We start from the raw sequence: 16221 nt of genomic DNA on the forward strand, positions 1-16221 counted from the left end.
ATAGGGGACGCAACGGTTGGTGGTTACTGGCCCGGGCCATCTGCGGTGATTGAGGTTGCGGTGTCTGCTTCGAGTGCACTGACCATGGCGGCCACGGTGCGCAGGTCTTCGCGGAAGCGGGCCGTTTCGGCATCGCGGCTCGCGTCGGATGCCTGCCGCAGCAGAAAGGCCGGGTGCACGGTTATGAAGACCGGAATACCGGCGGTGCCCTGTTCGACCGTGCCGCGCCTGCGGGTGATATTCTTGCCGTTTCCCGTCAGCGCCAAGGCAGCCGTCGCGCCGAGGGCGATCAGGAGTTTGGGTTTCACCTGTGCGATTTCCCTGTCCAGCCACCAGCGGCAGTGATTCACCTCGCTCGTGTTCGGGCTTTGATGGATGCGCCGTTTGCCACGCGGCTGGAATTTGAAGTGTTTGACCGCATTGGTGACATAGGTCGCCTGACGGTTCAGCCCCACCTCCCGCGCTACCGCGTCGAAGGCTTGCCCCGCAGGGCCGATGAAAGGGCGACCGGCGAGGTCTTCCTTGTCGCCCGGTTGTTCGCCCACGATCATCAATGTGGCGTCTTCGGGCCCCGCGCCGGGGACCACCTGCGTCGCATTCTCATAGAGCGGGCACAGGCTGCAGCCCTTCATCTGGGCAGTGAGCGCATTCAGGCTGTCCGCCGGAGGGGTGCTTTCCGCCGATGCCTCTGGAAGCCGGTGAAGAATGCGTTCTGCGCGGAGAGGGGGAAGGGTGGGTGCGCTTTCCTGGATCTGCCGCATGCGGTTTTCCGCGTCTGCGATGAGGCCGGGGATCAGTGCCGCTTCCGGCAGGTTCTTCCAGTATTTTTTTGGCATCTCGGCCTGCATCGCCTTGGTTTTCAGACGCGCCGGATTGAAGATGTTGGCGTAGTAGGTGCGCCACAATTCCTCGGTTTCGTCTTCGAGCGACAGGGGCGCACTGGGGATCGCTCTTTGCTCCAACACGCCATTCCTGAGAGTTGTGGTGACTTCCGGCGTCACGATGGCCCAGTCCATGTCTGAAAACCGCCGGCTGAAAAAACCCGCCACAAGTTCCTCGATCCTGTGATCCGGTTCGAACCACGACAGGAACTGTCGCCGGCCCGTATTTTCCCCCGGCACCTTTCGGAAACGCACGAAAGCTTTCATCTTGTGCATGTCGCGGCGGATGTTCTTGGCGATTTCTTCGGCCCGCTGAACATCCGCATCGGCACGGTTGGATAGCAGCCGGGGTTCCGACGAAAGGCGAAGCAGCAGCCGGTAGAGCAGGAAAAAAACACCGGGTTCACGGCTCGCACAGACTTGGCGCGCGAGATCGGGGAAGGACTTGGGTACGTTCAGCACTGCATCTGGTCGCGGTGTCGGCGGCGCGGCCCCGCCGAAAAGACCGGGCGCCTCGCCTTCAAGGGTCCACTCCACCTCCTCAGCACGCGCACCGCCCAGGGCGAGGGTGCGGGCATGGTTGCGCCAGGCATCGAAGGTTCCGAGGCGCGGCAGCTCGACCCGGTACATCAGAAAAGCTGAAGCTGTTCAGGCGGCGGGGCGAAACGTGCCCGGAGGTTCGCGGTATCCGTCAGCCTGCCGGGGTGCCAGTCACGCGTGCTGATGAAGGGTTTGGCTTTCTTGACCAAGGCACCCAGCCGCCGCAGGTCATCATATCCCAGCGAGCCGCTCCGACGGGCGGCGAGGATACGGGAAACCGATTTCGTGCCGAGGCCCGGCACCCGCAGCAGCAGATCACGGGAGGCGGTGTTCACATCGACGGGAAAGCTCCCCCGGTTGGCGAGCGCCCACGCCAGTTTCGGGTCGATATCCAGATCGAGCATGCCCGAACCGGCGTCCGGGGCGATTTCAGCAGCGTCGAAGCCGTAGAACCGCAAAAGCCAATCCGCCTGATAGAGCCTGTGTTCCCGCGCGAGGGGCGGCTTGATCAGCGGCAGTTTCGCCGTGCTGTCGGGGATGGGCGAAAACGCGGAATAATACACCCGCTTCAGCTTGTAGGACGAATAGAGGCGGATAGAGCTTTGCAAAATGGTTCGGTCGTCGGCCCCGTCGGCGCCCACGATCAACTGGGTCGACTGCCCGGCGGGGGCGAATTTCGGGGCGCGCTTTCCGGTGTGGGATGTCTCTTTCGCCTCTTCCTTGCGCAGGCGGACATTGCTCATGGCGCGGCGGATCTCATCCGGGTTCTTTTCAGGCGCATAGGTCTTGATGCCTGCATCCGTCGGCAATTCGATGTTCATCGACAGCCGGTCGGCCAGCAGGCCTGCTTCCTCGATCAATTCGGGGGATGCGTCGGGGATGGTCTTGAGGTGGATGTAGCCGCGGAAATTATGCGTCTGACGCAGCTCCCGCGCGATGCGCACCATGTCCGACATCGTCTGGTCCGGCGATCGGATGATGCCAGAGGACAGAAACAGCCCCTCGATATAGTTGCGGCGATAGAATTCGGTGGTGAGATGGACGACTTCCTCCACCGAGAAGCGGGCGCGTTCGACGTTGGATGACACCCTGTTCACGCAATAGGCGCAATCATAGATGCAGAAGTTCGTCATCAGGATTTTCAGCAGACTGATGCAGCGACCGTCCGGCGCATAGGCGTGGCAGATGCCTGAGCCTTCGGTGCTACCGAGGCCCTTGCCATCTGCGCTATTGCGTTTCGTCGTGCCGGATGATGCGCAGCTTGCGTCATACTTTGCGGCATCGCTCAACAGGGCGAGCTTTTGTTGAAGGTTCATTTTTCCCATGTGTTCATGATATGTTCACGAGTAGGCCTCGGCAACTCAGTCAGTTTGTCACAGTTTAAGTTTCTGCCGATTGTTGTACGCCCGGTTAAGCAGTGGGCGCGGGGAACCGGAAAGTGCAGGGCTGCGTTCAGCAATATGAATATATCACGCCCCCTCCGCCTCGCCGCTGTCTGTACCCTGATCTCCGCTTCTTTCGCTCATGCCGAAGAAGTCGGGAAAGTCGATGTCGACTGGTTGGGCAATGACATCGTGGTGGAGGCTGTTTCCGACCCCAAGGTCGAAGGTGTGACATGCCATCTGAGCTATTTTGAGCGGGGGCTGATCGACCGCCTGCAAAAGGGCAACTGGTTCGAGGATCCGTCGAACTCCTCCATCGCCTGCCGTCAGACAGGGCCCATCACGATCGGCGATATCGATCGCGGGGAGGAGGGGGAGGACGTGTTCAGCGAAAGACGTTCGATTATCTTCAAGACGCTTCGGGTCAAGCGGATTTTTGACGAGACGAACCAGACGCTGATCTACATCAGCCACGCGCGGGACGTGCAAAACGGTTCCGCCAAGATGTCGATGTCTACCGTGCCGCTCTTCGGTTCCGGTGCAACGGAATAGCTTTCCCTAAGTCATTTTTGCTGCGGGCGATCCTGCCTTTTTCAGCGCGGTCGAAAGGCCGCGAACCCGCCGCAGGCGGAAGGCCGCACAACCCTGCTTTGGCCCTTCACCTCGCCTTGCGCGGGGTTTTTCATGCGTTACCATGGCGAAAAATCAGAAGGCAGACCGATGGGACGGCAGTACATGACATCTTCGCGCAGGACGTTTCTCTTGGGGGCGGCGGCCCTTGGGCTGGGGGCCTGTTCTTCCGCGTCCGCAGTGGGCTCCGGGCCTGCCTTGACACCGCCTGCGGGCCTTCCCGACGATCTGCGTCCCGTGCCCAACGCGGCTTACGACGCCTGGGTTGCGGCCTTCAGAACACGGGCCGCGGGGCAGGGGATCTCGGCTGAAACGCTTTCGCGCGCCTTCGCGGGCACGGGGTATCTGCCCGGTGTCGTCCGGCGGGACCGTAACCAGACAGAATTCACCCGGACGCTCGAAGACTACCTCGCCATCGCTGCATCGGACGAACGGGTCACGAAGGGCCGCGCGGCTTTCGCGCGCCACCGGAACACGCTGGCGGCAATCGAAGGCCGCTATGGCGTCGCGCCCGAAATCGTCACGGCGATCTGGGGGTTGGAAAGTTATTACGGAGAGCGGCGCGGGGATGTGCCTGTCATCTCGGCAACCTCCACGCTGGCGTTCGATGGCCGGCGGGGCGCGTTCTTTGAAAAACAGCTGATTGCCGCGCTGAAGATCCTTCAGAACGGCGATGTAAGCGCGCAGAACCTGACCGGCAGCTGGGCGGGCGCCATGGGGCACACCCAGTTCATCCCCACATCCTATCAGGCCTTCGCGGTGGATTTCGGCGGCGACGGGCGGCGGGATATCTGGTCGGAAGACCCCACCGATGCGCTTGCCTCCACCGCGGCCTACCTGTCGCGCAACGGCTGGACGCAGGGTCGCCGCTGGGGCGGCGAAGTGGGCACGATCCCTGCCGGGGCCGGGTCGGTGATCCAGCCGCAGGCAGGCGGGCCGAGCTTTGTGGTGACGTCGAATTTCGGTGCGATAAAGCGCTACAACAACTCCGATAAATACGCGATCGGCGTGGGGCATCTGGCAGATCGGATCGCCGGTGCCGGGCCGCTCACCGGGCGCTTTCCCCCCGATGCGGCAGGGATGACGATCGATGACCGGCGCGCGTTGCAACAGCGCCTGACCGCGCGTGGCTTCGATACCGACGGGACAGACGGGGTGATCGGCCCCAACAGTCGCAAGGCGATCAGCGCCTATCAGGCCAGCATCGGTCTGCCGGCCACGGGCGAGCCGTCGATGGAGCTACTGCGCAGTCTGAACTGACGCGCCGCCTGCAGGTTCCGTAGAGGCATCTTTTCCTTCTCGCAGGTGCGTATTGGCGCCGGGTGGGCTAGACTGTCGGTCGATCCGTCAGCCGAGGAGTATGCCCATGCAGGCCACCTTTACCGTCAACGGCACCGAGCGCCAGATCGATGTGCCGGAGGATATGCCCCTGTTGTGGGTCCTGCGGGACGAGCTGAAACTGACCGGAACGAAATACGGTTGCGGCATTGCGCAGTGCGGGGCCTGCACCGTGCATCTGGATGGCCTTGCGGTGCGCGCCTGTCAGGTCGCGGCACGCGAACTGGACGGGGCAGAGATCACCACCATCGAAGGGCTGGGCACCCCCGCGGCTCCGCATCCGGTGCAGGCCGCATGGATCGAGCATGAGGTCGCACAATGCGGCTATTGCCAGAGCGGCCAGATCATGCAGGCCGCATCGTTTCTGGACCTGAACCCCGCCCCGACCGACGAAGAGATCGATGCCGCCATGTCCGGCAACCTTTGCCGATGCGGCACCTACAGCCGGATCCGCGCTGCCGTGCATACCGCCGCTACCAAGATGGGGAGCTGAGGATGGAAAGATTGCGTCGCTATTCCCGCCGCGCCTTTCTGGTGAGTTCGGCTGCCGTTGCCGGGGGCGTGGCCTTTGGCGTTTATGCGGTGAACAGCCCGCCCGACAATCCGCTGCTGGCGGACCGGGGGGAGGGCGAGGCCGTGTTCAACCCGTGGGTCCGTATCGACGGGTCGGGCATCACGCTGATCACGCCGCACATCGATCTGGGCCAGGGGGCGATCCACGCCCAGGCCGTGTTGATCGCCGAGGAGATGGATCTCGAAATTGGCCAGTTCGCCACTTCTTTCGGCCAGCCCAGCAAGGCCTATTGGAACACCGCCATGGGGGCCGAGGGCGTGCCGTTCATGGCGACGGATCAAAGCTTTGCCGCGGAGTCCGCCCGCGCTGTTCTGGGCGGACTTACCAAGCTGATCGGATTGCAGGGAACCGGCGGCTCAACCACCATGCCGGACAGTTTCGACAAGCTGCGCAAGGCAGGTGCCACCGCGCGCGAAACGCTGAAACTGGCGGCCGCAGAGCGCACCGGCATCCCGCGCGAGGAGTTGAAGACGCAGGCGGGCGCCGTTCTGCTGCCCGACGGCAGCCGTATCGCCTATACCGATCTGGCGGCGGATGCGGCGATGCTCGATCCGGTGCAGGATGTGCCGCTGCGCGATCCTTCCGCCTGGCGCCTTATCGGCAAGCCCATGAAGCGTATCGACATCGTGGCCAAATCCACCGGGACGCTTGCCTATGGGATCGACCTCGAAAAGCCGGGGATGGTACATGCCACCGTGCGGACGAACCCGCGTCAGGGTGGCGGATTGCAGGGTTTCGACGACAGCGAGGCCCGCGCGGTTCCCGGTGTGCGCGACGTGCTGGAGATCACCGGCGGCATTGCCGTGCTCGCGGACAACACATGGGCCGCTTTCAAAGGGGCGGGAGCGGTGAAATACGACTGGGGTCCCGCGCCCTATCCGGCGGAGCAGGCTAACCACTGGCAAGCGCTGGAGGCATCCTTTACCGACGATTTGCTCGACAGCACATGGCGGGATGACGGGGACGTCGAAGCCGCGATGGAGGGCGCGGAAGTCGTGACGGCGGAATACCGGTCGCCCTATGTCGCCCATGCGCCGCTGGAACCGCTCAACGCGATCGTTCTGGTTGAAGACGACCTGGTGGAGATCTGGGCAGGCCATCAGCTGCCCCGGCAATTGCAGATCCTCGTGGGGGCGATCACGGGGCATGACCCGGAGCAGGTCATTTTCCACAACCAGTTCACCGGGGGCAGTTTTGGCCACCGGCTGGAGTTCGAATTCATCAAGCAAACCGCCGAAATCGCCAATCAGGTTCGGGGAACGCCGGTCAAAATGACCTACACCCGCGAAGAGGATTTCGCCCACGATTTTCCGCGCCATATCGCGATAGGCCGGGGGCGGGGGTTCGTGGCGGACGGAAAGGTTCAGGCGATGGATCTCTCGGTCGCGGCGCCTTCCGTGCTGGCTTCGCAGATGCAGCGTGCGGGCATCCCCGTGCCGGGGCCGGACATCCAGATCGCGGCGGGTGCATGGAATAATCCCTATCATCTGCCGAACTACAGGATGCGCAGCTATCGCGCCGCAGAACTGGCCCCCGTGTCATCCTGGCGTTCGGTAGGGTCGGTGGGCGCCGGCTTTGCCTTTGACAGCTTCCTCGATGAGTTGATCCACGCCGCCGGTGCCGACCCGATGGAGGAACGTATCCGGCTCATGGAGCATGACGTATCGCGCAAGGTGCTGGAGGCGGTTGCCGAAATGTCGGACTGGGGCAGCCCGCTGCCGCCGGGTAAAGGGCGGGGCGTGGCCTTTGTCGAAAGCTTCGCGGCCCCCGTGGCCGAGGTGGTGGAAGTGAGCGCGACCGAACGCGGCATCCGCATCGACAAGGTCTGGGTGGCCTGCGATGTCGGTACTATCGTCGATCCGGTGAACTTCGAGAACCTCGTGCAGGGGGGTGTCGTCTTCGGTCTTGGCCATGCGATCAATGCGCAGATTACCTACGCCGACGGTATGGCCGAGCAGACGAACTATCACGCCCACGAAGGCATGCGGCTCTATCAGTGCCCCGAGATCTTTGTGCGGGGCCTCGAGAATGGTGAGCAGGTCCGCGGTATCGGTGAGCCGCCGGTGCCGCCCGCCGCACCCGCGCTGGCGAATGCGATCTTTGCGGCGACCGGGCAGCGCATCCGCGAAATGCCTTTCGACAAGCATATCGATTTCATATGAGGTATCGTGCGGTAAATAGGTCCCTGACCAAGGCCGCCGCGCTGGCGGGTATGCTGGCGGCGGGCGCGGTCCTGGCAAAAGGCGCGGAGGTGCTGATCGAGCCGCCCGCGGCCGGTTCGGTCTCTGTCGAAGAGGGGCGCGCGGCCTTTGACCGGATGTATGATGTTGTCACCCACCCGCGCTGCGCCAATTGTCACGTGGGGGCCGAGAATGTCCCGATGTGGTATGGCGGCGCGGAGGGGCCGGCGCAGCCGCATGGTATGAATATCAACGCCGGGGAAAGCCGCATCGGGGCGGAGACTTTGCCCTGCGCGACATGCCACAGGGTGAATGAAACGCTGGACAACGACCCCCATGCGCCGCCCCAGGCCGGGCTGGAATGGCGGCTCGCCCCGGTTGAATTCGAATGGTTCGGTAAATCCCCGGCCGAAATCTGTGCCCAGCTTTCCGATCCCGACCGGAACGGCGGGCGGGACGCCCTTGGCCTTGCGGAACATCTGGTGGAGGATGCCGGGCACCGGGGCTTCGTGCTTTGGGGCTGGCAACCCGGCGGCGGGCGGGAACCCGCCCCCTACAGCCTGCAGCAACATGTGAACGACGTGCTGGCATGGGGCGCGGCGGGACAGCCCTGCCCGGACGGGACAACAGGACAGGATGCATCGCAATGACCCGAAGACAAAGACAGTTCCAAGCCGGTGCCCTTCTGCTGTTCGCGGCAGCGGCGGGCTATCTTCTGCTCCTCCTCATGGCTTTTTCCGGCTGGGCGATCTTCGCGATTGCTATGTCAGCCGCGCATTTCGCGCTGGGCCTTGGCGTCATGCGCGGCTGGCGCATCGCGGGCTATGGCGCTTTCGTGATCGCGCTGCTGGGCGCGGTGGTGACTTTCGGCGCGGCCCTGCCCGAAAGCGGGCTGCTGCGCCTTCTGTTCTGGATATTGCTGGGGGTCGAGGTCGTCACCGCGGCGCTGCTGCTGGGTCTGCTGTGGAACAACCCCCGGGCCGATTCAGTCTGAGCCATGTTTCAGCGCTACGCGGTCTATTTTACACCTGACGGCGAACTGGGCGCGGCGGGTGCCGCATGGCTTGGCCGGGACATTTTCAAAGGTGAGCCTGTCGCGCAGCCGGACCTTGACGGTCTCGACCTTCCTCGGCTGACGGAAAGACCCCGCCGCTACGGCTTCCACGCAACCATCGTGCCGCCGTTCCGGTTGCACCCCGATACGAGCGAAGCCGATTTGGGCCGCGCACTGGACGACCTGCGGGGCGAACTCAGTGCGATGCCACTATCCGGGCTACAAGTAACCTCTCTGGGGCGGTTTCTCGCACTCACCCTGCCGCGTGACGCGGCAACCACACCCAATGCATTGGCTGCCCGCGCGGTGGAGGCGTTTCACCCCCTGCGCACCCCGCTCGATCAGGCAGAGATCGACCGCCGCATGCGGCCCCATCTGACCAAGCGACAAGCCGCGAATCTGCGCCACTACGGCTACCCCCACGTGATGGAGGATTTCCGTTTCCACATGACCCTGACCGACCGCTTGGACGAGCCCCGGATCGCGACCCGCGCCGCGGAAAGCTGGTTCGGAGGGGTTCTTGCCACCCCCCTTCAGCTTTCGCATCTATCGTTAGTGGGGGAGGATACCGAGGGTCTCTTCCGCGTGCTGCAACAGGTCCCGTTGAGGGGATGACGCCGGCAGGCGGTGCAAGGTGGGATGGAGGAGATGGTGCTGTGAGAGAGGATTGAACTCTCGACCTCACCCTTACCAAGGGTGTGCTCTACCACTGAGCTACCACAGCATCGTGGGCGGCTGATTAGACGCATTCGGCTATCGGCGCAACCCTTATCTGGACGCCTGTCGCGGCCTGCGCTAGACAATTCCCATGGCAGAGGATACGGCCCCCAGAAAGACCCCGCGAAAGCCTTCGGCCCGCGAAGATCGGCTGAAGGCGGCGCTGAAGGCGAACATGGCGCGGCGCAAGGCACAGGCGCGCAAACGGGCCGCCCAGGACGATGGCGCGGGGGCATCCGGGCCGCAGCAGACAGGCACCGGTCCAGAGGACCGAAAACAGGAAGACTGAACGCGATGGATTCTATTCTGGTCAGGGGCAATGGCGCCCTTTCGGGCGAAATTCCCATTGCCGGTGCCAAAAACGCCTGCCTCGCGCTGATGCCGGCCACATTACTCAGTGAAGAGCCGCTGACGCTGACCAATGCGCCCCGTCTCAGCGACATTCGTACCATGACGGAACTGCTCTCATCGCTCGGGGCGGAGGTCACCTCGCTGCAAGATGGCAAGGTGCTGGCCATGGCGAGCCACGGGCCCATCAATACCCGTGCCGAATATGACATCGTGCGCAAGATGCGGGCCTCCAACCTCGTTCTGGGCCCGCTCCTTGCCCGCGAAGGCCATGCCGAGGTTTCGCTGCCCGGCGGCTGCGCCATCGGCGCGCGGCCCATGGACATCCATACCAACGGGCTGGAAGCGATGGGTGCGGAGATCGAACTGCGCGATGGTTATCTGCATGCCAAGGCCAAGGGCGGCAAGCTGAAAGGCGCGGTCATAGATTTCCCCTTCGCCTCGGTGGGTGCGACAGAGAATATCCTGATGGCCGCCACGCTGGCCCAAGGCACCACCGTGATCAACAACGCCGCGCGTGAGCCTGAAATCGTCGATCTCGCAAATTGTCTGCGGGCCATGGGGGCGCAGATTGAGGGCGACGGCAGCTCTTCGATCACCATCGAAGGGGTGGACCGGCTGCACGGGGCTACCCACCGCGTCGTTTCGGATCGGATAGAACTGGGGACGTATATGCTGGCCCCCGCCATCTGCGGCGGAGAGGTGGAATTGCTGGGCGGGCGGATCGATCTGCTGCAGGCCTTCTGCGAAAAGCTGGACGCGGCCGGGATCGAGGTTTCCGAAACCGACCGCGGTCTGAAAGTGGCGCGGCGCAATGGCCGCATTTCCGCGATCGATGTCACCACAGCGCCTTTTCCCGGGTTCCCGACGGATTTGCAGGCACAGATGATGGCGCTTCTCTGCACCGCGGAGGGCACATCGAAGCTCGAAGAAAAGATCTTCGAAAATCGCTTCATGCATGCGCCGGAACTGATCCGCATGGGCGCGCGTATCGACGTGCACGGGGGCCATGCCACGGTGCGTGGGGTCGAAAAGCTTCGCGGTGCCCCCGTCATGGCGACGGACCTGCGCGCCTCCGTTTCGCTCATCCTCGCCGGTCTGGCGGCGGAGGGTGAGACACGGGTCAGCCGGGTCTATCATCTGGACCGTGGATATGAACGCGTGGTCGACAAGCTTTCGGCAGTCGGCGCGCAGATTGAACGGATATCTGAAAGATGACCGAAGACGCACGTTTCGAAGACGGCCGTGAAGCGCCGGTAAACCTCGGCGCGCTCGATACGGAAGACCTCGCGGTGATTTCGGCGCTGGCACAGGACGCGGTTTTTCCCGCTTCCGAAATGCGCTGGCAGCGGCGCGAAGGCCGCTTTGCCGTCTTGCTCAACCGGGTCCGGTGGGAAGATTCGGGGCAGGGGCGGCATGCCCCCGAACGGGTGCAATCCCTGCTGGTCGCCGAAACCGTCCGCGGCGTCGCAAGCCAGGGCGTTCCCAAGGGCGATGCGGATGTCATCCTGTCCCTGCTCTCCGTCACCTTCGAGCCGACCGATGCGCCTTCGGGCCATCTTATCTTTACGCTGGCCGGGGACGGCGCAATCCGGGTTGAGGTCGAGGCGCTGGATGTCTCCCTCAAGGACGTTACCCGGCCCTACCTCGCGCCCTCGGGCAAAATGCCGCGGCATCAGGACTGACCTTTCTTCTCATGATCTGAAATACTTCCGCCGGAGGCATCCCGGCCTCTCCGACCGCGCCGCCCCGCGTTTCTGCCCGATACAGGATCGATCATGCCCCAGTTTCTGGATCACGCCCAAGCCGATTTCGAAACGGCGTTCACAGCCCTGCTGGGCGCCAAGCGCGAAGATGCGCCTGATGTGGATGAAGCCGTTGCGAAAATCATCGCCGATGTCCGTGCGCGGGGGGACGACGCGGTTGTCGAACTGACGAACCGGTTCGACCGTGTTTCGCTGGGCCCAAACGATCTGTGTGTCGGCGAAGAAGAGATCGAAGCGGCGATCAAGCACGTGCCCGCAGCCGAACGCGACGCATTGGAAAGCGCCGCGGCGCGTATCCGCGCCTATCACAGTCGTCAATTGCCCGAAGATGCCACCTGGACCGACGAGGCGGGCGCGACGCTGGGCTGGCGATGGACGCCGGTTTCCGCGGCGGGGCTTTACGTGCCGGGGGGGCTGGCATCCTATCCGTCCTCGGTTCTGATGAACGCGATACCGGCGAAGGTGGCCGGGGTGCCGCGCCTTGCCATGACGGTGCCCGCGCCGGACGGTGTACTCAACCCGCTTGTGCTCGCCGCCGCCCGGGCCGCCGGTGTCGATGAGGTTTACCGGGTCGGCGGCGCGCAGGCCATCGCGGCACTGGCCTATGGCACCGACACCATCGCCCCGGTGGACAAGATTACCGGCCCCGGCAACGCCTTTGTCGCGGCGGCCAAGCGCCGGGTCTTCGGCAAGGTGGGCATCGACATGATCGCCGGCCCGTCCGAGATTCTGGTCATCGCCGATGCGGATAACGACCCGGAATGGATCGCGCTCGACCTGCTGAGCCAGGCGGAGCATGACGAAAGCGCCCAATCGCTGCTGATCACCACCGACGCGGCCTTTGGACGCGCGGTGAGCGAGGCGGTGGACCGGCTCCTTGAAACGCTCGAAAGGCGCGCCATCGCCGGGGCGAGTTGGCGTGACTTCGGCGCGATTATCACCGTGCCGGACCTCGATGTCGCGGCGGAGCTGTCGAACCGTATCGCGCCAGAGCACCTCGAACTCTGCGTGGCCGATCCCGACGCGCTTTGCGCGCGGATCACCCATGCCGGTGCCATTTTCCTCGGGCAGTGGACGCCCGAGGCCATCGGCGACTACGTGGGCGGGCCGAACCACGTGCTGCCCACGGCGCGCTCCGCCCGGTTCTCCTCCGGTCTTTCGGTGCTCGATTTCATGAAGCGGACGACGATTGCCCAGATGACGCCCGAAGCCCTGCGCGCAATCGGCCCCGCCGCCGAAACGCTGGCCGCTTCGGAAAGCCTTCAGGCGCACGGGCTTTCGGTGACTGCGCGCCTGCGCAAGCTCAACGATTAGTGCACACCACGTTATCGCGCTGCGCGATTGCCTGCGGGCGGGGGAGGCACTAGGTAGGGCCTGTCCGAACCAAGCGAGTCCCTGCCATGTCGCGTATCAGCCATATCGTCATCGACGACGCGAACCTGCCGCCCCCCACTGCGGAGATCGAACAGGAGCGCAAGGTCGCCATGTACGATCTTCTCGAAGACAACTCCTTCGTCCTGCCCGAACGGGCGGAACGCCCGGTTCCCGAGGGGCCGTATCATCTGGGCCTGTCGATCCGTGACAAGCGGCTGGTTTTCGATGTGAATACCGAACAGGCCGAAAAGGCGGCGGAGTTCCATCTGTCTCTCGGGCCGTTCCGCCAGGTGGTGAAAGACTACTTCCAGATCTGCGAAAGCTATTTCGAAGCCGTGAAGAAACTGCCGCCTTCCCAGATCGAAACGATCGACATGGCCCGGCGCGGTATCCACAATGAAGGCAGCCGCGTCCTTCAGGAACGGCTCGAAGGCAAGGTCGAGATCGACGCCGACACCGCGCGGCGGCTCTTCACCCTGATCTGCGTTCTGCATTTCGGCGGCTGAATGGCAGAGGCGCTCCCCCAGTCGGTGCTGTTTTGCTGCGACCACAACGCGGTGCGCTCCCCCATGGCCGAGGGAATCATGAAGAAGTTCTACGGCACCGACACCTATGTGCAGTCCGTAGGCGTCCACAACGATCTGGAGATCGACGGCTTTTCCGTCGCAGTCTGTGCCGAACTGGATGTGGAGCTGTCGCGTCACCGTTCGCGCAGCTTCGACGAGATGGAGCAATGGGGCGACGATTTGTCGTCCTTCGACCTCGTCATCGCGCTATCGCCGGCAAGCCGCCACCGCGCGCTGGAACTGACCCGCTATTTTCATCTGGATGTGGAATATTGGCCGATTCTGGATCCTACCGGGCTAGGGGAGGGGCGGGAGGCCAAACTTACCCAGTTCCGCGCCGCCCGCGACCAGATCACCCGCCACCTGATTGACCGCTTCGGCCCGCCGCCGGGCCGCTGACCTGAAGGGTGGAGGGCCCCGGGGAGGGGCCAGCCCAGTGCAGCCGAATACTGGCTCAGCGCGTCAGGTGTTGTCGCAGGCCGCTGCCGCATCCTGCCCAAAGGCTTTCCACGTCAGCCAGAAGCGTTCGTCCTTCGGCCGGCTCGACTGCCGTAATTCCTGCGCCTGATGCGGGTCCTTGAAGAATTTTGCGCCCCAGCGCTGATCGCTCCACGACATTGTCTGGTTCGCAATTGCCTGGATACAGCCGCAGCGCGCATAGGTCGCATTCTTGCGGTCTTGTGCCACGCAGGCCTTCTGGATCGGCCCTTCCGCGAACAGAACGGGTGCCGGCCTGTACGCGCCATTGCTGCTGGAATACCGGGTGCCCCCGCCACAGGCGGCGAGCGCTGTAAGCGCCATCAGCGCTACACATGTACGTAACATCTTTATGCCCCAATCACGATGGACCATGGGTTTGCCCCTTGGCGGTCCGGTTCTGCTCTGTCGGCAGTATGCCGTAAACCGGCGCGTCGCGCAATTCACGATTGCTTCGCTTAGCTGGGTCGGCGCCCCGGTGTGGCGCAGGCGGCCCGGCCCCCGGCGGCGCAGCGTTCCAGCTTGACCACTGCCCGATTCCGCCGCATATCCACGCCATGACAGAGCTTTCCCAAATTCGCAATTTCTCCATCGTGGCGCATATCGACCACGGGAAATCGACGCTCGCCGACCGGCTGATCCAGCTGACGGGCACGGTCGCCGAACGCGACATGAAAGAGCAATTGCTGGACGCGATGGATATCGAGCGGGAACGCGGCATCACCATCAAGGCCAATACGGTGCGCATCGACTATCCGGCCAAAGACGGCAAGACCTACGTCCTGAACCTGATCGACACGCCCGGCCACGTCGATTTCGGCTATGAGGTCAGCCGCTCCATGCAGGCGGTCGAGGGCTCGCTTCTGGTGGTCGATGCCAGCCAGGGGGTTGAGGCACAGACGCTGGCCAACGTCTATCAGGCGATCGACGCGGATCACGAAATCGTGCCGGTCCTCAACAAGGTGGATCTGCCTGCCGCCGATGTTGAGCGCGTGCGCGAACAGATCGAGGATGTGATCGGCATCGATGCGCAGGACGCGGTGGAAATCTCTGCCAAAACCGGCGTCGGTATTCCCGACGTGCTGGAAGCCATCGTACAACGCCTGCCCCCGCCGAAAGGGGGCGATGCCGAGGCACCGCTCAAAGCCATGCTGGTGGACAGCAAATACGACCAGTATCTCGGCGTGATCTGTATCGTGCGGATCATCGACGGCACCCTGAAAAAGGGCGACCGCATCCGCATGATCAAGACTGGCGGCACCTATGACGTGGACGATGTCGGCGTCTACCGCCCCGCGATGACTTCCGTGAAGGCGCTCGGACCGGGAGAGATCGGCTACCTCAACGCCTCGATCAAGCAGGTGCGCGACACCCGCGTCGGCGACACCATCACCCATGAAAAGCGCCCCACGCAAACCCCGCTGCCGGGCTTCAAACCCTCGCAGCCTGTGGTGTTCTGCGGCCTTTTCCCGGTGGACAGCGCCGAGTTCGAAGACCTGCGCGACGCCATCGAAAAACTCGCGCTGAACGACGCGAGCTTTTCCTACGAGATGGAAACATCAGCCGCGCTTGGCTTCGGCTTCCGCTGCGGTTTCCTCGGCCTGCTGCATCTTGAGGTGATCCGCGACCGGATCGAACGCGAATACGATATCGAACTGATCACCACCGCGCCTTCGGTCATCTATCACGTCCACATGAAGGACGGCGAGATGCGCGAATTACACAACCCCGCCGACATGCCGGACCTGACCTACGTCGACCACATGGAAGAGCCGCGCATCAAGGCCACGATCCTCGTGCCGGACGATTATCTCGGCGATGTGCTGAAGCTCTGCCAGGACCGCCGCGGCATCCAGCAGGACCTGACCTATGCCGGCAGCCGGGCGATGGTGGTCTATGACCTGCCGCTCAACGAGGTGGTATTCGATTTCTACGACAGGCTGAAGTCGGTCACCAAGGGCTATGCCAGCTTTGATTACCAGATGATCGGCTACCGGCAGGACAACCTCGTGAAAATGTCGATCCTCGTCAATGATGAGCCGGTGGACGCCCTGTCGACCATGGTCCATCGCGACCGGGCAGAGATGCGCGGCCGTGCGATGGTCGAAAAACTGAAGGACCTGATCCCCCGTCACATGTTCAAGATCCCGATTCAGGCGGCGATCGGCGGCAAGGTCATCGCGCGGGAGACGCTGTCGGCCATGCGCAAGGACGTGACGGCGAAATGCTACGGCGGCGACGCATCCCGTAAGCGCAAGCTTTTGGACAAGCAGAAGGCCGGCAAGAAGAAGATGCGCCAGTTCGGCAAGGTTGACATCCCGCAGGAAGCCTTCATTTCAGCGCTCAAGATGGACAGCTGATAGAAATCGACAGGGCGCGAACCGGCAGGCCCGC

At 63.5% G+C, this 16221-nt stretch carries 17 protein-coding genes and 1 tRNA gene; 14 read left to right on the plus strand and 4 right to left on the minus strand.

Annotation, left to right across the window (positions count from 1 at the left end; genetic code table 11):
- Positions 1-23: 23 nt before the first annotated feature.
- Both A3764_RS18370 and A3764_RS18375 read right to left on the minus strand, forming a co-directional pair.
- A complete protein-coding gene (locus A3764_RS18370) occupies positions 24-1511 on the minus strand; it encodes a UdgX family uracil-DNA binding protein (RefSeq protein ID WP_067919815.1) in 1488 nt (495 codons plus the stop codon).
- Entirely contained in the window at positions 1511-2746 is a 1236-nt protein-coding gene (locus tag A3764_RS18375) for a putative DNA modification/repair radical SAM protein (RefSeq protein WP_067919817.1), read from the minus strand. The genes A3764_RS18370 and A3764_RS18375 overlap by 1 nt, the downstream gene beginning before the upstream one ends.
- Positions 2747-2881: 135 nt before the next feature.
- Here A3764_RS18375 and A3764_RS18380 point away from each other — a divergent pair, with 135 nt between their 5' ends.
- The 7 genes from A3764_RS18380 to A3764_RS18410 all read left to right on the plus strand — a co-directional run bounded on the left by A3764_RS18380 (position 2882) and on the right by A3764_RS18410 (position 9194).
- Complete coding sequence (locus A3764_RS18380; RefSeq protein WP_067919819.1) at positions 2882-3355, plus strand: CreA family protein; 474 nt, start codon at positions 2882-2884, stop codon at positions 3353-3355.
- A 183-nt stretch (positions 3356-3538) separates the two neighbouring features.
- On the plus strand, positions 3539-4693 hold the full coding sequence (locus A3764_RS18385; RefSeq protein ID WP_067919864.1) for a lytic murein transglycosylase: 1155 nt from the start codon (positions 3539-3541) through the stop codon (positions 4691-4693).
- 106 nt (positions 4694-4799) lie between these two features.
- Positions 4800-5264 carry a (2Fe-2S)-binding protein gene (locus A3764_RS18390; protein ID WP_067919821.1) on the plus strand — a complete coding sequence of 155 codons (465 nt, stop codon included), beginning with the start codon at positions 4800-4802 and terminating at the stop codon, positions 5262-5264.
- 2 nt (positions 5265-5266) lie between these two features.
- Positions 5267-7507, plus strand: coding sequence for a xanthine dehydrogenase family protein molybdopterin-binding subunit (locus tag A3764_RS18395; RefSeq protein ID WP_067919822.1), 2241 nt, complete (start codon positions 5267-5269; stop codon positions 7505-7507).
- Entirely contained in the window at positions 7504-8175 is a 672-nt protein-coding gene (locus A3764_RS18400; protein WP_236628243.1) for a hypothetical protein, read from the plus strand. The genes A3764_RS18395 and A3764_RS18400 overlap by 4 nt, the downstream gene beginning before the upstream one ends.
- Positions 8172-8519, plus strand: coding sequence for a hypothetical protein (locus A3764_RS18405; protein WP_067919824.1), 348 nt, complete (start codon positions 8172-8174; stop codon positions 8517-8519). Before A3764_RS18400 ends, A3764_RS18405 begins: the two co-directional genes overlap by 4 nt.
- A 3-nt stretch (positions 8520-8522) precedes the next feature.
- Positions 8523-9194, plus strand: coding sequence for a DUF1045 domain-containing protein (locus A3764_RS18410; protein ID WP_067919825.1), 672 nt, complete (start codon positions 8523-8525; stop codon positions 9192-9194).
- A gap of 34 nt (positions 9195-9228) precedes the next feature.
- Here A3764_RS18410 and A3764_RS18415 read toward each other — a convergent pair.
- Positions 9229-9303 (minus strand) — tRNA-Thr (locus A3764_RS18415).
- A gap of 84 nt (positions 9304-9387) precedes the next feature.
- Here A3764_RS18415 and A3764_RS18420 point away from each other — a divergent pair.
- From A3764_RS18420 to A3764_RS18445, 6 genes are all read left to right on the plus strand, one after another.
- The gene (locus A3764_RS18420) at positions 9388-9585 is read left to right on the plus strand and encodes a hypothetical protein (RefSeq protein ID WP_067919830.1); all 198 of its coding nucleotides are present in this window, start codon (positions 9388-9390) and stop codon (positions 9583-9585) included.
- Positions 9586-9590: 5 nt separating this feature from the next.
- Complete coding sequence (gene murA / locus A3764_RS18425) at positions 9591-10862, plus strand: UDP-N-acetylglucosamine 1-carboxyvinyltransferase (RefSeq protein ID WP_067919832.1); 1272 nt, start codon at positions 9591-9593, stop codon at positions 10860-10862.
- Positions 10859-11329: a DUF2948 family protein gene (locus tag A3764_RS18430; RefSeq protein ID WP_067919834.1), complete on the plus strand. Its 471-nt coding sequence runs from the start codon at positions 10859-10861 to the stop codon at positions 11327-11329. Before murA ends, A3764_RS18430 begins: the two co-directional genes overlap by 4 nt.
- Positions 11330-11422: 93 nt before the next feature.
- The gene (gene hisD, locus A3764_RS18435; protein WP_067919836.1) at positions 11423-12724 is read left to right on the plus strand and encodes a histidinol dehydrogenase; all 1302 of its coding nucleotides are present in this window, start codon (positions 11423-11425) and stop codon (positions 12722-12724) included.
- Positions 12725-12810: 86 nt separating this feature from the next.
- Positions 12811-13290, plus strand: coding sequence for a UPF0262 family protein (locus tag A3764_RS18440; RefSeq protein WP_067919839.1), 480 nt, complete (start codon positions 12811-12813; stop codon positions 13288-13290).
- On the plus strand, positions 13291-13749 hold the full coding sequence (locus tag A3764_RS18445; protein WP_067919840.1) for an arsenate-mycothiol transferase ArsC: 459 nt from the start codon (positions 13291-13293) through the stop codon (positions 13747-13749). It abuts the gene before it with no gap.
- Between the two features lie 63 nt (positions 13750-13812).
- Here A3764_RS18445 and A3764_RS18450 read toward each other — a convergent pair whose 3' ends face one another.
- A complete protein-coding gene (locus A3764_RS18450) occupies positions 13813-14175 on the minus strand; it encodes a hypothetical protein (RefSeq protein ID WP_067919866.1) in 363 nt (120 codons plus the stop codon).
- A 209-nt stretch (positions 14176-14384) separates the two neighbouring features.
- Here A3764_RS18450 and lepA point away from each other — a divergent pair, with 209 nt between their 5' ends.
- Positions 14385-16187: a translation elongation factor 4 gene (lepA, locus tag A3764_RS18455; protein ID WP_067919842.1), complete on the plus strand. Its 1803-nt coding sequence runs from the start codon at positions 14385-14387 to the stop codon at positions 16185-16187.
- The last annotated feature ends 34 nt before the right edge of the window (positions 16188-16221 follow it).

This window comes from Sulfitobacter sp. HI0129 (assembly GCF_001635395.1).
Classification (GTDB): Bacteria; Pseudomonadota; Alphaproteobacteria; order Rhodobacterales; family Rhodobacteraceae; genus Sulfitobacter.

Coding starts and splice junctions, on each gene's coding strand:
- A3764_RS18410 (WP_067919825.1), top strand. CDS start 8,523: ATGTTTCAGCGCTACGCGGTCTATTTTACACCTGACGGCGAACTGGGC.
- A3764_RS18430 (WP_067919834.1), top strand. CDS start 10,859: ATGACCGAAGACGCACGTTTCGAAGACGGCCGTGAAGCGCCGGTAAAC.
- A3764_RS18445 (WP_067919840.1), top strand. CDS start 13,291: ATGGCAGAGGCGCTCCCCCAGTCGGTGCTGTTTTGCTGCGACCACAAC.
- A3764_RS18440 (WP_067919839.1), top strand. CDS start 12,811: ATGTCGCGTATCAGCCATATCGTCATCGACGACGCGAACCTGCCGCCC.
- A3764_RS18450 (WP_067919866.1), bottom strand. CDS start 14,175: ATGTTACGTACATGTGTAGCGCTGATGGCGCTTACAGCGCTCGCCGCC.
- A3764_RS18420 (WP_067919830.1), top strand. CDS start 9,388: ATGGCAGAGGATACGGCCCCCAGAAAGACCCCGCGAAAGCCTTCGGCC.
- hisD (WP_067919836.1), top strand. CDS start 11,423: ATGCCCCAGTTTCTGGATCACGCCCAAGCCGATTTCGAAACGGCGTTC.
- A3764_RS18385 (WP_067919864.1), top strand. CDS start 3,539: ATGACATCTTCGCGCAGGACGTTTCTCTTGGGGGCGGCGGCCCTTGGG.
- A3764_RS18375 (WP_067919817.1), bottom strand. CDS start 2,746: ATGGGAAAAATGAACCTTCAACAAAAGCTCGCCCTGTTGAGCGATGCC.
- A3764_RS18390 (WP_067919821.1), top strand. CDS start 4,800: ATGCAGGCCACCTTTACCGTCAACGGCACCGAGCGCCAGATCGATGTG.
- A3764_RS18395 (WP_067919822.1), top strand. CDS start 5,267: ATGGAAAGATTGCGTCGCTATTCCCGCCGCGCCTTTCTGGTGAGTTCG.
- murA (WP_067919832.1), top strand. CDS start 9,591: ATGGATTCTATTCTGGTCAGGGGCAATGGCGCCCTTTCGGGCGAAATT.
- A3764_RS18405 (WP_067919824.1), top strand. CDS start 8,172: ATGACCCGAAGACAAAGACAGTTCCAAGCCGGTGCCCTTCTGCTGTTC.
- A3764_RS18380 (WP_067919819.1), top strand. CDS start 2,882: ATGAATATATCACGCCCCCTCCGCCTCGCCGCTGTCTGTACCCTGATC.
- A3764_RS18400 (WP_236628243.1), top strand. CDS start 7,504: ATGAGGTATCGTGCGGTAAATAGGTCCCTGACCAAGGCCGCCGCGCTG.
- lepA (WP_067919842.1), top strand. CDS start 14,385: ATGACAGAGCTTTCCCAAATTCGCAATTTCTCCATCGTGGCGCATATC.
- A3764_RS18370 (WP_067919815.1), bottom strand. CDS start 1,511: ATGTACCGGGTCGAGCTGCCGCGCCTCGGAACCTTCGATGCCTGGCGC.